The organism is Pseudoalteromonas sp. 4NS20-0020 (assembly GCF_057554385.1).
In genome coordinates, this window is sequence record NZ_BAAJMI010000004.1 from 266,802 (window position 1) to 281,749 (window position 14,948).

General features: G+C 40.7%; 13 protein-coding genes. 2 read left to right on the forward strand and 11 right to left on the reverse strand.

Features of this window, described 5'->3' with window-relative positions; all coding sequences use genetic code 11:
• Nucleotides 1-62: 62 nt before the first annotated feature.
• From cgtA to rplU, 3 genes are all read right to left on the reverse strand, one after another.
• Nucleotides 63-1,214, reverse strand: coding sequence for an Obg family GTPase CgtA (cgtA, locus tag AC27JL_RS11810; protein ID WP_006794537.1), 1,152 nt, complete (start codon nt 1,212-1,214; stop codon nt 63-65).
• 141 nt (nt 1,215-1,355) lie between these two features.
• On the reverse strand, nt 1,356-1,613 hold the full coding sequence (gene rpmA / locus AC27JL_RS11815) for a 50S ribosomal protein L27 (RefSeq protein WP_002957747.1): 258 nt from the start codon (nt 1,611-1,613) through the stop codon (nt 1,356-1,358).
• A 16-nt stretch (nt 1,614-1,629) separates the two neighbouring features.
• Entirely contained in the window at nt 1,630-1,941 is a 312-nt protein-coding gene (gene rplU / locus AC27JL_RS11820) for a 50S ribosomal protein L21 (RefSeq protein WP_006794538.1), read from the reverse strand.
• Nucleotides 1,942-2,363: 422 nt separating this feature from the next.
• Between rplU and ispB the strand changes: the two genes are divergently transcribed.
• Complete coding sequence (ispB, locus tag AC27JL_RS11825) at nt 2,364-3,335, forward strand: octaprenyl diphosphate synthase (RefSeq protein WP_248519582.1); 972 nt, start codon at nt 2,364-2,366, stop codon at nt 3,333-3,335.
• A 95-nt stretch (nt 3,336-3,430) separates the two neighbouring features.
• Here ispB and mdh read toward each other — a convergent pair whose 3' ends face one another.
• Nucleotides 3,431-4,363 carry a malate dehydrogenase gene (gene mdh / locus AC27JL_RS11830; protein WP_487195689.1) on the reverse strand — a complete coding sequence of 311 codons (933 nt, stop codon included), beginning with the start codon at nt 4,361-4,363 and terminating at the stop codon, nt 3,431-3,433.
• Nucleotides 4,364-4,587: 224 nt separating this feature from the next.
• On the opposite strand from mdh, the gene argR reads away from it, so the two are divergent.
• Nucleotides 4,588-5,055 (forward strand): transcriptional regulator ArgR, encoded by a 468-nt coding sequence (argR, locus tag AC27JL_RS11835; RefSeq protein ID WP_006794541.1) that lies wholly within the window; start codon nt 4,588-4,590, stop codon nt 5,053-5,055.
• Here the strand turns inward: argR and AC27JL_RS11840 are convergent.
• The 7 genes from AC27JL_RS11840 to aceF all read right to left on the reverse strand — a co-directional run bounded on the left by AC27JL_RS11840 (nt 5,052) and on the right by aceF (nt 14,944).
• Nucleotides 5,052-5,951, reverse strand: coding sequence for a Dyp-type peroxidase (locus AC27JL_RS11840; RefSeq protein WP_039038021.1), 900 nt, complete (start codon nt 5,949-5,951; stop codon nt 5,052-5,054). The genes argR and AC27JL_RS11840 overlap by 4 nt on opposite strands.
• 46 nt (nt 5,952-5,997) lie before the next feature.
• Nucleotides 5,998-7,047 carry an ABC transporter ATP-binding protein gene (locus tag AC27JL_RS11845; protein ID WP_487195690.1) on the reverse strand — a complete coding sequence of 350 codons (1,050 nt, stop codon included), beginning with the start codon at nt 7,045-7,047 and terminating at the stop codon, nt 5,998-6,000.
• Nucleotides 7,048-8,679, reverse strand: a complete 1,632-nt coding sequence (locus AC27JL_RS11850) for an ABC transporter permease (protein WP_487195691.1) — start codon at nt 8,677-8,679, stop codon at nt 7,048-7,050.
• Nucleotides 8,679-9,683, reverse strand: a complete 1,005-nt coding sequence (locus AC27JL_RS11855; RefSeq protein ID WP_286889061.1) for a Fe(3+) ABC transporter substrate-binding protein — start codon at nt 9,681-9,683, stop codon at nt 8,679-8,681. Before AC27JL_RS11855 ends, AC27JL_RS11850 begins: the two co-directional genes overlap by 1 nt.
• Nucleotides 9,684-10,481: 798 nt before the next feature.
• Complete coding sequence (locus AC27JL_RS11860; RefSeq protein ID WP_008131110.1) at nt 10,482-11,174, reverse strand: tRNA-uridine aminocarboxypropyltransferase; 693 nt, start codon at nt 11,172-11,174, stop codon at nt 10,482-10,484.
• A gap of 262 nt (nt 11,175-11,436) precedes the next feature.
• The gene (lpdA, locus tag AC27JL_RS11865) at nt 11,437-12,864 is read right to left on the reverse strand and encodes a dihydrolipoyl dehydrogenase (protein WP_006794548.1); all 1,428 of its coding nucleotides are present in this window, start codon (nt 12,862-12,864) and stop codon (nt 11,437-11,439) included.
• 175 nt (nt 12,865-13,039) lie between these two features.
• A complete protein-coding gene (gene aceF, locus AC27JL_RS11870; RefSeq protein ID WP_487195692.1) occupies nt 13,040-14,944 on the reverse strand; it encodes a pyruvate dehydrogenase complex dihydrolipoyllysine-residue acetyltransferase in 1,905 nt (634 codons plus the stop codon).
• Between the last annotated feature and the right edge of the window lie 4 nt (nt 14,945-14,948).

The following is a 14,948-nucleotide window of genomic DNA, read 5'->3' on the forward strand; positions in this document are numbered from 1 at the left end:
CTAATACTTTACTATTAAAAAACAAAAAAGGAGCCACTGCTCCTTTTTATATTTAATGAAAATTAACGTTCGTAGACTACTTCTACATCGTAATCATCTTCATCCCAGTCATCCCAATCATCATCGTCGCCTTTGGTAGCTTTTTGATGGTAGGTATCCCACTTAAATTCTATTTCTTCATCTTCAACTTGCTCAAACTTCTCTTTAGGCATGCTATCAAGCAATGTCATAATATCGTGTATAAGCGGTTGAGTATGCAGCTTGTTAATAGCTGAGATTTGATAAATATTTTCAGACTCACCCAGCTCTTGTGCAATCGCATCGCATAGTGCTTGTGCTTCATCTTCAGGTAACAAATCTATTTTATTAAATACTAACCAACGAGGCTTTTCTGCAAGTTTAGGGCTGTATTGGTGCAGCTCATTTATAATTGCAAACGCATTATCGACTGGGTTTGATCCATCAACAGGCATTACGTCAATAATGTGCAATAACACACGACAACGCTCTAAATGCTTTAAGAAGCGGATACCTAAACCGGCACCATCAGACGCACCTTCAATCAACCCAGGTATATCAGCTATTACAAATGACTTGTTAGCTTCCGGACGCACTACACCTAAATTAGGAATAAGCGTTGTAAATGGATAGTCAGCTACTTTTGGTCTTGCTGCTGACACACTGCGAATAAAGGTCGATTTACCAGCATTTGGCAAACCTAGTAAACCTACGTCAGCTAGCAATAGTAACTCTAATTTTAAGTTACGTACTTCACCGGGTGTACCTAGTGTTTTTTGACGAGGCGCTCGGTTAGTACTTGATTTAAAACGTGCATTCCCCAAGCCGTGGAAACCACCTTTTGCAACCAAAATTCGTTGACCATGTTGGGTCAAATCACCAAGCCCTTCTTGCGTATCAACATCGGTTATACGCGTACCCACAGGGACCATTACAAACAAGTCGTCTGCTTTTTTACCTGTACAGTTTCGGCTACGTCCGTTTGTACCGCGCTCAGCTCTGTGAAAGCGCTCAAACTGATAGTCAATCAGGGTATTTAAGTTTTCATCAGCTTGTAGATAAACACTACCACCGTCTCCACCGTCACCGCCGTCAGGCCCACCATCTGGGACATATTTTTCACGTCGGAAAGACACGATACCGCTTCCGCCGTCTCCGGCCTCTGCGCGAATTTCTACTTCATCTACAAACTTCATGATTACTCACTTTAGGGATTGGCTTGCTAATTTATACATTATATACCGAAGCCAAACCGATTGCAGGCTTGGCTTTGGTATATATTTTTGTCTCAAAACAAAAAACCCCGCAAAGGCGGGGTTTTTTAACTACCTTACTGATTACTCAGTTACGATAGTTACGTATTTACGGTTTAAAGGACCTTTTTGTTCAAATTGAACTTTACCATCTGCTTTTGCAAAGATAGTGTGGTCTTTACCGATACCTACGTTTGTACCAGGGTGGAAACGTGTTCCACGCTGACGAACAATGATGCTACCCGCTAGAACTGATTCGCCACCAAAACGCTTAACACCTAGGCGTTTGCTTTCTGAATCGCGACCGTTACGAGTACTACCAGCTGCTTTTTTATGTGCCATTTCTAAGTACCTCTAATTAAGCGCTAATGCCAGTGATTTTAACTTCAGTGAACCATTGACGGTGGCCCATTTGCTTACGAGAATGCTTACGGCGTCTAAATTTAACAACCTTAATTTTCTCACCGCGACCATGTGAAACAACCTCAGCTGTTATCTTACCACCGTTTACGAACGGTACACCGATCTCGATCTTCTCACCATCAGCAACTAAAAGCACTGAATCAAATTCAACTGCCGCACCAGTTTCAACGTCTAATTTTTCAAGACGAATCGTTTGACCTTCAGTCACACGATGCTGTTTACCACCACTTTGGAAAACCGCGTACATAATTAACTCCGTCTGTGCACCCTCAAATCGGCGCAACTAAAATATTCTTCGATAGGGCGCGAAGTTTACGCTAACGCGAAATAACTAGCAAGCCTATTTTGTAATTAAAATGAATAAAAAGTAGCTGCTTTGAGAGCAATTCAATATTTTCTCTATTTTATATTAATTAAGCCTTTTGCCAAGCGCTTTTTAACTCTTTGCAAAAATAACCCTACTAATAAAATTGCAACCTGCGTCGACCATTATTCAAACTCAAAAACCACCTTTCACCGTCTAATAATTAAACACATTTGTGATTGAATTAAGCACTTATTAAGCACTTTAGGTAGGTTTTTTAAATCAATCGTCACAAAATATCGAGCTAGTGCGTTTTTTGTTGTACAATCTGCGCCGTTCACACATAAAAATTGGCTCGGAGATCAATGGATATAAAAGCTATCCAGGCGTTAATAGAAAGCGATATGAATGACGTCAATCAACTTATACATGCGCAAATGCGCTCAGATGTGGCGTTAGTAAACCAACTTGGTTTATACATAGTTAATAGCGGCGGTAAACGCGTTCGTCCTATGTTAGCTATTTTAGCTGCCAAAGCGCTAGGATATACTGGTAAAGACCACATTACACTTGCGACCATTGTTGAGTTTATTCACACCGCGACCTTATTACACGACGACGTTGTTGATGAGTCAAACTTACGCCGAGGCACCCCGACCGCTAACGCTGAATTTGGTAATGCTGCTAGCGTATTAGTTGGCGACTTTATATACACGCGCTCATTCCAGTTAATGGTTGGTTTAGGCAAAATGCAAATTATGCAAATACTCGCCGATGCAACCAATATAATTGCTGAAGGTGAAGTACTGCAACTTATGAATTGCAACGATCCAGACACAACCGAAGCCAGCTACATGCAAGTTATTTACTCTAAAACGGCTAAGCTGTTTGAGGCTGCTACCGGGCTTGCTGCTATTATTACCAATAATGATGAAGCCACGCTCAATGCATTAAACTTATACGGTATGCACTTAGGTACGGCATTTCAGCTTGTTGACGACGTGCTTGATTATAACGCCGATGCAGACCAGCTAGGTAAAAATATAGGCGATGATCTAGCCGAAGGTAAGCCTACCCTACCACTTATATATGCAATGCAACACGGTAATGCGCATCAAACACAGTTAATTCGTGATGCAATTGAGCACAGTAATGGTATGGAACATTTAGAAGAGATTTTATCTACGTTAAAACAAACCAATGCGCTTGAGTTTACAATGCAAAAAGCAGAGCTTGAAGCCGATAAAGCAATTGCTTGCTTAGATTTTTTACCTGAATCTGAATACAAGCACGCATTGGTAAGCTTAGCCCGTATAGCCGTTGACCGTGATCACTAGCCTTAACGAGCCTGTTATTTAACACTAATAGTAAATAACATTCGAGCAACAAAAAAGCCTGCAAATGCAGGCTTTTTTAATGCTCATTCTGGCTATTACGCCATGAAATCAACACCTTCTTTGATGTCTTTTTTCAGTGTCTCAAGCATATCGTTCTTCGCTTTTTCTTCAAATGCGCTTAGCTCGCCGTAAGAAAGAATTTCTTCAACGCCGTTTTTACCTAAACGTACTGGGTGTGCAAAATACTCTGCATCACCATCTTCAACAGCAACGTATGCGTAATCTACAACATCTTCACCTTGTAGGCCTTTAACTAAAGACATACAAAAACGTGCTGCAGCAGCACCCATTGATAATGTAGCTGAACCACCACCTGCTTTAGCATATACTACTTCAGTACCTGCATTTTGGATACGTGGAGTAAGTGCAGCAACTTCGTCTTCAGTGAAAGTTACGCCTTCAACTTGAGAAAGTAGAGGAAGAATAGTTGTGCCAGAGTGACCACCAATTACTGGTACTTTAACTGTAGCAACGTCTACGCCTTTAAGTTCAGCAACAAATGCTTCTGAACGAATCACGTCAAGCGTAGTAATACCAAATACACGGCTTGCATCGTATGTGCCTGCTTTTTTGAACACTTCAGCAACAATCGGTACTGTGCCGTTTACTGGGTTAGTAATGATACCCACAAGTGCTTTAGGACAACTAGCTACAATGCCTTCAGCTAGTGTTTTAATGATACCGGCATTTACGTTAAATAAATCTGCACGATCCATACCTGGTTTACGTGGCATACCCGCTGGGATTAAAACAATATCAGCACCGTCAAGCGCTTTGTTTAAATCGTCTGCGCCAAAACCTGCTACTTTAACATCAGTTGGGATGTGTGATAGGTCAACAGCAACACCTGGTACAACTGGTGCAACATCGTAAAGTGATAATTCAGAACCAGCTGGTAAGCCTGTTTTTAATAGTAAAGACAATGCTTGACCGATACCGCCTGCAGCACCTAATACAGCAACTTTCATTGGAATTCTCCGTCATTTGAGGTAGGAAATACTTGTGGCCCTTAAGATAATGAAATTAGCGCCTAAAAACAAATTTATCGGGCCTATTTTGCGATATTTTCGACCATAGTTGTAAACTTTGGTGGTTTATCGCATCAAACTGTCAAGTTGACTAAACAACTGCTGCATAATTATTCATTTTTGTGTAGTATTTACAGCATAAATAACAATAATGAATAAAGACTATGCAACCTCAAGATAAACAAGAAGCATTGGTAAAAGCGTTTAAATCACTTTTAAAAGAAGAAAACTTTGGCTCTCAGGGCGAAATAGTTGATGCGCTTAAAGAGCAAGGCTTTGACAATATAAGCCAGAGTAAAGTGTCACGCATGTTAAGTAAGTTTGGTGCTGTGCGAACCCGCAACGCTAAACAAGAAATGGTTTACTGCCTACCCGCTGAAATGGGAGTGCCGACAGCTAAAAGCCCATTACGCCAGTTAGTCATTGATATTATGCATAATGAAATGATGATCATTATTCGCACCAGTCCAGGCGCTGCGCAGCTTATTGCCCGCTTACTTGACTCGTTAGGAAAGGCCGATGGTGTATTAGGTACTATTGCCGGAGACGATACTATATTTATTGCCCCAGCTAAAATTTCTGAAATAGACGTTACGCTTGAACGAGTACGTATTTTATTTGATACGGTTTAAATTTGCTTTAAAAACCCAACTGAGGGGGCAAAAAAAGCAGACCCCATATCGGCTTGAGTAAAATCAAGCCAATGGTCGTAACACTCCCCCTCCCCTAAACGGCTATTTAATACAGCCTCAAATGCAGTACCAGTACTTGCGCAGCTTATGCATAACATACCTTGCTCATAAACATCGCCATAAGGCATGCTTTGATTCAACAAAAGGGGTTGCCCCTCTTCATCTTTTAACTCACTACGCGTGGCATGACTGGTATTTAGTGCTGGGGTTATAAGCGTATTATCAAGTCGTGTACGGCCCATAATTTGCTCTTGCTCACTGAGCGATAAGTGCTGCCAAACAGTTAAGTCGTGTTTATAGCGCTGAACATGAATATAACTTCCCTGATCTTCAAAACAACCAGGTTTATTAATTAAAGCAGTTGAACGCTTTTTTCTTCCGTGTGGCGTATCACCACCATAAATAAAACCATTAAAATCTCGGCCATCTAAAAAACGAAAGTTACGTATTTGCTCCACAAGTTCGACATCAGGTGCAAAAAGCTTTAAAACTTGCAATGCAAATAAGTGGTTTACGTCTTCTCTGTCTGAACGCACCTGCACAAACAAGTCACACGGCTGAACACTCATTTGGTGATCTGGATGATTTATATTTGGAAAGCTTTGCAGCTCACTAGGAATATACTCAGGAAGAATATGAGGCCAATATTGGGCGCCAATGGCAACAACGCACGACAACATCGACTCTGAAAACTGATCATTAAACTCTTCTTCAATTGCGCTTACTTGTTTTAATTTAGCGCGCAATGATTCGTCTTGACCATCAAACACATTAAAAAATAAATGCAAACCATGCAGGTTTGCTTCAGCACAAATCCCAGATTGCGCTTGCGCCATTGTTATTCCTCAGTTTTACAGATATGTACACAGTGAATCACATTAACTATGATTCAAAAAAATTCACTGTGTGGGGTTTTATTTTTATTATAACCTGCTCATTGATTTCAAATGATTGGCCATATTGCGCTTCAACTTCAAGCGTTTGTTCGGCTATAACAACTTTATAAACATACGCAGAGCCAATAAAGCGACGACTTAATATTGTAGCCCGTTTACTGAGTTTGTCACTTTGACACTCTTGCACAAGTTCAATTTGGTGAGGTCGCACATATAACTCACCACTACATGGATAGCAGCTCGTTTGCATATCTGACTCAACGGTGCCAAAAGGTGTTTTATATTCAGTAGCCGTTAATGCTTCTGCGGATAAGTATATGCCTTGACCTAGAAACTCTGCAACCACCTTTGACCTAGGAGCAGCAAAAAGCTGCTCTGGCGTGCCTTGTTGGGCAATACTACCGCGATCCATAATGGCAAGCGTATCAGAAAAAGCAAAAGCCTCTTCTTTTGAATGGGTAACAAATACCGCTGATACTTGTTGCGCCTTAATAATACGGCGAATATCTGCAATTAATTCAAAACGAACTTGGGTATCTATATTTGAAAACGGCTCATCAAGAAGTAGTAAACTTGGTTTATATGCCAACGCACGGGCAATCGCAACGCGTTGCTGCTGCCCACCAGAAAGCTGGTGAGGAAATCTATCTGCGCAACCAGACAAATGCACTAACTGAAGCATTTCATCCACACGCTGTTGTTTTTTGGATTGGCTCATTTTACCTAACCCAAACGCAATGTTATTTGCTACGCTTAGATGAGGAAACAACGCGTAATCTTGAAACATCATACCTATATTTCGGTGCTCTGGTGCAATAAATGTTGACTCATCACTTACCAGCTTGCCATCTATAAATACACTTCCATGCTTGGCCTCAACTAAGCCTGCAATGGCTTTTAATGTGGTGGTTTTACCGCAGCCACTGGCACCAAGCAAGCATACAATCTCATCTTTACCCACGGTTAAGTCTAAGTTTTCGATCACCTTTGTACCGTTATAGTGATAGCTGACACCTTGCAAAATTAAACTACTCATTTAAGTGTGTTGCTCCATAGAACGATTAATAAAATACAAGGGGATAAATCCAACAATAACAATAGATAAAGCAGATATAGAAGCCAGCTCTAACTGCTCATCACTCACGTACTGAAAAACATGCGTTGCTAGACTTTCAAAGTTAAATGGTCTGAGTAATAACGCAGCAGGAAGTTCTTTCATGCATTCAATAAAAACGAGTAAGGCAGCTGTCAGTAAGCCTCTTCTTAATAAAGGTAGGTGCACTAAACGCAATGTTTGGCCTTGGCTTTTACCCATAGACTGGCTTGCCATATCAAGTGATGGACTAATACGCACAAAGCTCGACTCTATCGCTCCGTGAGCAATAGCATAAAACCGAACGACATAAGCAATCACAATAGTAAACACACTGCCTGTTAGTAACAAACCTATGTCTAAATTATAAGGCTCTAATACATTATTAATACTACTTTCTAACAGTGTTAGAGGTAATAAAACGGCAATTGCTAATACGGTGCCAGGCAGTGCATAGCCCGTACTCGCTAGTCGCCCAGGAACGAGAGGGTAAGACTGTGTTGTTATACGCTGATAAAAAACAACAAAAACACCTAATGCAATTGTTATTACGCTCACAACTCCTGCCACTTTTAGGCTTTGCCACGCATAATTAAAAAAATCAGCACTCCATGCTTTTTCGAAGTAGGTAATGGCGTAATTAAGTAATACTGCAATCGGGATCACAAAAGATACAAGTAAAACCGTGCCACAAAATGCCGTTGCTAACCAAGCGGACTTTCCCTTTAAAATATAAAGTGCTTCGCTATTTACGCCCGATTGGCGTTCAAATACAGCTTGATTACGACGACTAAAGCGCTCTGCCATAAGCGCTAAAAATAGTAGTAACAGCATGACACCTGATATTTTTGCAGCAGCAGTCAAGGAGTAATAACCAAACCATGTGTCGTAAACCGCCGTTGTTAGCGTGCTAACAGCGAAATAACTAACGGTTGCAAAATCAGCCATTGTTTCCATACTGATCAGCGCAAGGGCCGCAACAATAGAGCCGCGAGATAATACAAGACTCACTTTAAAAAAACTTTTAGTTGGGGAAAGTCCCATTAATTGACTTGCCTGCACCAATTTAAAAGACTGCTCTCTCAAAGCAGTTTTAAAAATTAAAAATAAGTATGGGTAAAGCACCAAGGCAATCATGACTATTGCGCCCGGCAGGGTACGTATATCAAAAAACCAATAGTCACTGGGAGATTGCCAGCCAAACCACTCCCTTAGAGTAATTTGCACTGGTCCTGCGTAATCAAGTAAATCAGTATACACGTAGGCAATAATGTAAGTAGGCATAGCAAGGGGCAGCATGAGCGCCCATTCAAAGTGTTTTTTTCCGGGAAAGTTACAATAAGCAGTTAGCCAACCAAGTGGCAACGCTATAACACTACTGAGTGCACACACACCCAATATAAGTAGTACAGTATTAGAAATGTAATCCCAAAGCACAGTGTCCCAAAGGTGAGTAAAAACCTCTGAGTTGCCTTGTAGCGATTCAAAAAGAAGGAAGAACAACGGGGCCGACAAAACTAAACCTGTCGACCACGCGAATAGCTGCCATTTAGACAGCTTAAATTTATAAGTCATTAAAGATCGAACTTCACCTCATCAATTAACTTAAGCGCTAACGGACGATATTTACTGATCTCATCAAGTGGCAAGCTATCTTCTTTAAAGCTGCCCCATGATGCAACCAAACTGGATAATTGCACACCAGGCTTAACTGGGTATTCCATATTAAGCGATGCATACATGTTTTGCGCTTTATTGTCGGTCATATACTCTATGAGTTTCAAGGCATTTTCAGGGTTTTTAGCATATTTAGTAATAACGGCCCCCGAAACATTGATATGTGAACCACGATTAATTTGATTAGGAAAATTAATGTGTACCGCCTCAGCCCATGTTTTTTGTTCTTCGTCTTGCAACATTTTACCTAAGTAGTAACTATTGCCTAACGCAAGATTACATAGCCCCTCTTTAACGGCTTTAACTTGAGCACGGTCATTGCCTTGTGGTTTACGTGCTAAATTAGCCTTGACGCCTTCAAGCCATGTTTTAGTTTGCGCTTCACCGTGATGAGCAATCATTGAAGCAACTAACCCTAGGTTATACGGATGTTTACCTGAACGAGTACAAATTTGCCCTTTATACTTTGGATCGGCTAGTTCTTCGTAAGTGAGCTTTGGTAATGCGCCCAAACGATCTTTGGACGAATATACATTTCGCACGCGTTTTGTTAGCGCGACCCATTGGCCATCTCCATCTCGAAAAGCAGAAGGTACGTTAGCATTTACATTAGTACTATTAATTGTTTGAGTTAAGTTTAAATCTTCCAATTGAATGAGTGCACTAAAATTAGAAGTAAGAACTAAATCAGCTTTACTATGTTTACCTTCGCGTTTTACACGCTCGATTAAGCCTTTTTTAGCAAACACAACATTTGTTTTAATACCGGTTTGTTTTGTAAAATCGTCTAAAATAGGTTGTATTAAAAAAGGTTGGCGAAAAGAGTAAATATTAACAACATCATTTGCAAAGGCTGGCGCCGATACGATAAATCCTAAAGCGATAGCGAGTGTTTTCTTCATTATTCCACCTAAATAGTAATTATTATCAATAATTCTACCGTGAACAGTTAAAAAGTGCACACCCTAAATACCCATAAATACTAAAAAAGCGTCCAAAACAGAAATACCCTGTAAGAGATATCTCACGGAAGTGGCAGCTTATAAGTAAAACACCGATTAAAAACCTACCAAAAAAAACATAAGCCATTGATATTAAATAACTATATAATATTTAACAATAATAATACATAAACTATTTAGCGTTTTTGTCCTACTTTAGATGGACCATCCACCTATAATTACTTCATCAACTAAGCAATGACGCTTAACGAGTAAAAGGACAGGGATTAATTACTCGCAAACCAGTGACTGGTTATGAAGGATAACACGGAGTTAGGACAGGCTCAGGATGAGTATCGCAACGGAGTGTTAATAAACGGACAGCATCAGGAAGATGCATAAAGGAGTGCAACATTGGAGTGTTGCTTAACAGGAAGTTGAAGGAATATAAAGGACAGGTCTTAACAGGCAACACAATGGACTGATAACAACACGGAAGCACTAGGAAGTGCAAATGAAGGATTTGGTAATAGGTTTTACCGCAACAGGACGTATAGGAATAAAGGAGATAAGCCCGGATTGGCTTATATTGCATAGAACTAAAAAGTAATATAGCAATAAACATGGAACAGTAAAAATTGGAGTTGATTAAGTTCAATTGCAGGATGCAGAAAATTAGAAGATTCCGCAAGCGCGCCTAGAGATAGAGCGCGCTTTTCTTTGCCCTAAATTTAATACTACCACTCAATACAATCGGTATTAAAGAGACTCTGGTCTGCCTTTATTTCGTTTTCCCATAAGATACGCATCTCTAAACTTTATAAAGTGATCCTCAAGCTTTTTAGCTGCATCCATTTCACCCGCGAGTGCTAGCACTAAAATACCTACTTCAGCTGTGCCTAATTGATGCGCATGAGGCGCAACTCGTAAGCGATAATCTGATAACTTATCAGCTGTTATAGACAATACGGGCAAGTTATCTAAATATGGGCTTTTACGAATCATTTTTTTCGCTTCACGCCATGTACCATCTAAAAATATGAATAGCGGCTTTTTATTAGGCTCAATATTCACTTGCGTAATAGCTCGCCCCTCTTCTACATCCTCAGCAGGAAAAATAACCATTGGCTGATATTGCTCATCATTAATAAGCGCTATTAGCGCATCATCTGGATTAGTTCTATCCCATTTAAAAGCATGGTTATCGGGTATAATTTCGGCAATTAAACGCCCCGTATTTGAAGGTTTAAAACTTTCGTTATGGTACATCAATAAACACACTGCAGCATCGCACTGCGCTTTCTCTACGCCTTCACAAATACAGTAGTGCTTTGCAATTAAGCATTGCTCACAACGTGCTAACTTAGCGCCACGGGCATTAAATTCGCGACGAGATTCACTAATTTGCTGAGCGCGTAATACCAGTACTGAATTATGGGAAGAGTGAGTCACTGTGATTAATTACCTTAAATTTGATCGGCGCATATTGTAGCTAAAAACGTGATGAATAGATATCAGCTATCAGCTATCAGCTATCAGCTATCAGCTATCAGCTATCAGCTATCAGCTATCAGCTATCAGCTATCAGCTATCAGCTCAAAATAAAATGGCATTTTATTAAAGCAAGTTTTGTTTATGTTTGGATTAACAGCTATAAAACAAAAAACCCAAGCCGAAGCTTGGGTTTTAAAAAAGCGTTGCTAGTTAAAAGAACTTACTTCTTCTTTTTAACTGCTTTTTTGTTTGGTAAATCAGTGATTGAACCTTCAAAAATTTCAGCTGCAAGGCCAATTGATTCGTTCAATGTTGGGTGAGCATGAATAGTAAGTGCTAAGTCTTCACCATCTGCACCCATTTCAATACCTAAACCGATTTCGCCAAGCATTTCGCCCGCGTTAATACCAATCATAGCACCACCAATTATACGGCCACTTTCTTTATCAAAGATAAGCTTAGTAGAACCCTCAGTACGAGAAGACGCAATTGCACGACCTGAAGCAGCCCACGGGAATACCGCAGTTTCAATGCTTAAACCTTGCTCTTTAGCTTCTTTCTCAGTAACACCTACCCATGCAATTTCTGGGTCAGTGTAGGCAATTGAAGGAATACATTTAGGGTCGAAGAAGTGCTTCTGACCAGAGATAACTTCTGCAGCAACATGACCTTCATGAACCGCTTTATGCGCAAGCATAGGCTGGCCAACTAAGTCACCAATTGCAAAAATATTGCTTACATTAGTACGTAACTGTTTATCAACGTTAATAAAACCACGCTCATCTACATTTACGCCTGCTTTTTCAGCATCAAGTAAATTACCGTTAGGCGTACGACCTACTGCAACAAGTACTTTGTCGTAACGTACTGGCTCAGCTGGTGCATTTTTACCTTCAAATGTAACGTATAAGCCATCGTCTTTCGCTTCAACAGCAACAACTTTAGTTGAAAGCATAACGTTAAACTTATCGCTTACGTATTTTTGGTAAATTTTGATAATATCTTTATCCGCTGCAGGAACTAATTGATCAGCAAATTCTACTACATCAATGGCAGAACCTAATGCGCGGTAAACAGTACCCATTTCAAGACCGATGATACCACCGCCTAAAACAAGTAGTTTTTCAGGAATATCTTTAAGCTCTAATGCGCCAGTTGAGTCAATTACACGGTCATCTTCTGGGATAAAAGGTAAATTAACTGGTTTTGAACCTGCGGCAATAATAGCATTGTCGAATGTGATAGTAGTTGTACCGTCAGCACCTTCAACAGCTAAAGTGTTGCTACCAGTAAATTTACCATAGCCTGGTACAACTTTAACTTTACGCATTTTAGCCATGCCGTCTAAGCCGCCCGTAAGCTGGCCAACAACAGACTCTTTCCAAGAACGGATTTTGTCTAAGTCAATTTGCGGTGCACCAAAAGTAACACCATGAGATGACATTTCTGCAGCGTCATCAATTACTTTAGCTACGTGTAAAAGTGCTTTTGAAGGAATACAACCCACATTAAGACATACGCCGCCTAATGTTTCACGCGATTCTACTAATGTAACTTCTAAGCCCAAGTCAGCAGCACGGAAAGCCGCAGAGTAACCACCAGGACCACCGCCTAGTACAACAACTTGAGTTTTTAATTCGTTGCTCATGCTATTACCTTAATTGTTTGAACGGGACACTGCCCTAAAATTTAACTGCCATGTTTCTGCATGGGCAGAAAATCAGAGCAATTCACAAATAGTGCAAAGATTGTATCATTGCATATAGTAAAAATCCCAGCTAAAAACAACTGGCTGGGATTTGATTTTGTTCATATTGTAGCGATTACATCACTAATTGACGTATGTCGCTCATGTAGCTAGCAAGCGTTGCGGTAAAGCGTGCAGCTAGAGCACCGTCAATCACACGGTGATCGTACGACATAGACAATGGAACCATTAATTTAGGCTCAAAGTCTTTACCGTTCCACTTAGGTTTCATTTCAGATTTAGATACACCTAAAATTGCAACCTCTGGTGCATTAACAATCGGCGTAAATGCCGTACCGCCAATACCGCCTAAGCTTGAAATAGTAAAACAGCCGCCTTGCATATCAGATGACGTTAACTTACCTTCACGCGCCTTTTTAGAAATATCCATCAGCTCACGAGATAGCTCAATAATGCCTTTTTTGTCCACATCTTTAAATACTGGAACAACCAAGCCATTAGGCGTATCTACTGCCACACCAATATTAATGTACTTTTTAAGAATCAAGCTTTCGCCATCTTCAGACAGCGACGAGTTAAACGTTGGGAACTCAGCAAGTACTTTAGCCGCGGCTTTCATCACAAACACAAGTGGTGTGATCTTAACGCCAAGCTTTTTCTTCTCGCTTAACACGTTTTGTTCTTTACGGAATACTTCAAGGCTTGTGATATCCGCTTCGTCAAACTGTGTAACATGCGGTATTTGTACCCAGTTACGGTGTAAGTTTTTACCCGATAGCTTTTGGATGCGAGACAGTTTTTTCTCTTCAATTTCACCAAATTTAGCAAAATCTACTTTTGGCCAAGGAATTAAGCCAAGCTCACTGCCACCAGCATTACCTGCTGATGCTGAAACTTGACCAGACTCAACTTGCTTCACTAAGCTTTTAACATAGTTTTGCACGTCTTCTTTAACCACACGGTTTTTACGACCCGTGCCTTTTACGTTCGCTAAGTTAATACCAAACTCACGTGCTAAACGACGAACAACTGGCGATGCATGAGCATACGCGCTATTGTTTTCAAAACTTTCGTTGCTAACTTTAGCAGCAGGTGCAGCCTGTGCTGGCGCAGACTCGGTTTTTGCAGGTGCCGCCGCTGGCTTTTGTTCAGCAGGTACTGAAGCTTTTGTAGGTGCACTGCCTGCAACTTCAAATACAAAAATAAGTGAACCAGTTTTAACTTTATCGCCCGCTGCTACTTTGATTTCTTTAACTGTACCTGCAAATGGCGCGGGTACTTCCATAGCCGCTTTGTCGCCTTCAACGTTTAAGATAGATTGCTCTTCTTCAACGGTATCACCAAGAGCAACCATGATTTCAGTTACTTCAACTTCGTCGTCGCCAATATCAGGGACGTTTACTTCTTTTGTGCTTGGCTCGGCGCTTTGAGCAGTCTCTGCTGGCGCAGATTCTTGCTTAGGCGCATCTGATGCGGGTACGCTCGAACCTGCAACTTCAAAAACAAATACTAATGAACCTGTTTTTACTGTATCGCCAGTAGCTACTTTAATCTCTTTTACAGTACCAGCAAACGGTGCTGGTACTTCCATAGCCGCTTTGTCGCCTTCAACGTTTAAGATAGATTGCTCTTCTTCAACGGTATCGCCAACAGCAACCATGATTTCAGTTACCTCAACTTCGTCATCACCGATATCTGGTACGGTTACTTCTTTAGTTGAAGAACCTGAAGCACGAGCTGGTGCTGCCGATTCAGCGGGTGCTTCAGGTGCTGAATCAGCACCTGCGCTTTCGCCTTCAAATATAAATACTAAAGAGCCCGTTGTTACTGTATCGCCAACATTTACTTTAATTTCTTTTACGGTACCCGCTTGCGCAGCAGGTACTTCCATTGAGGCTTTGTCGCCTTCAACTGTCAGTAAAGATTGGTCAACATCTACTTTGTCACCAACGCTTACTAAGATTTCGGTTACTTCTACGTCATCGCCACCGATATCTGGAACATTAATTTCAATACTCATTGCA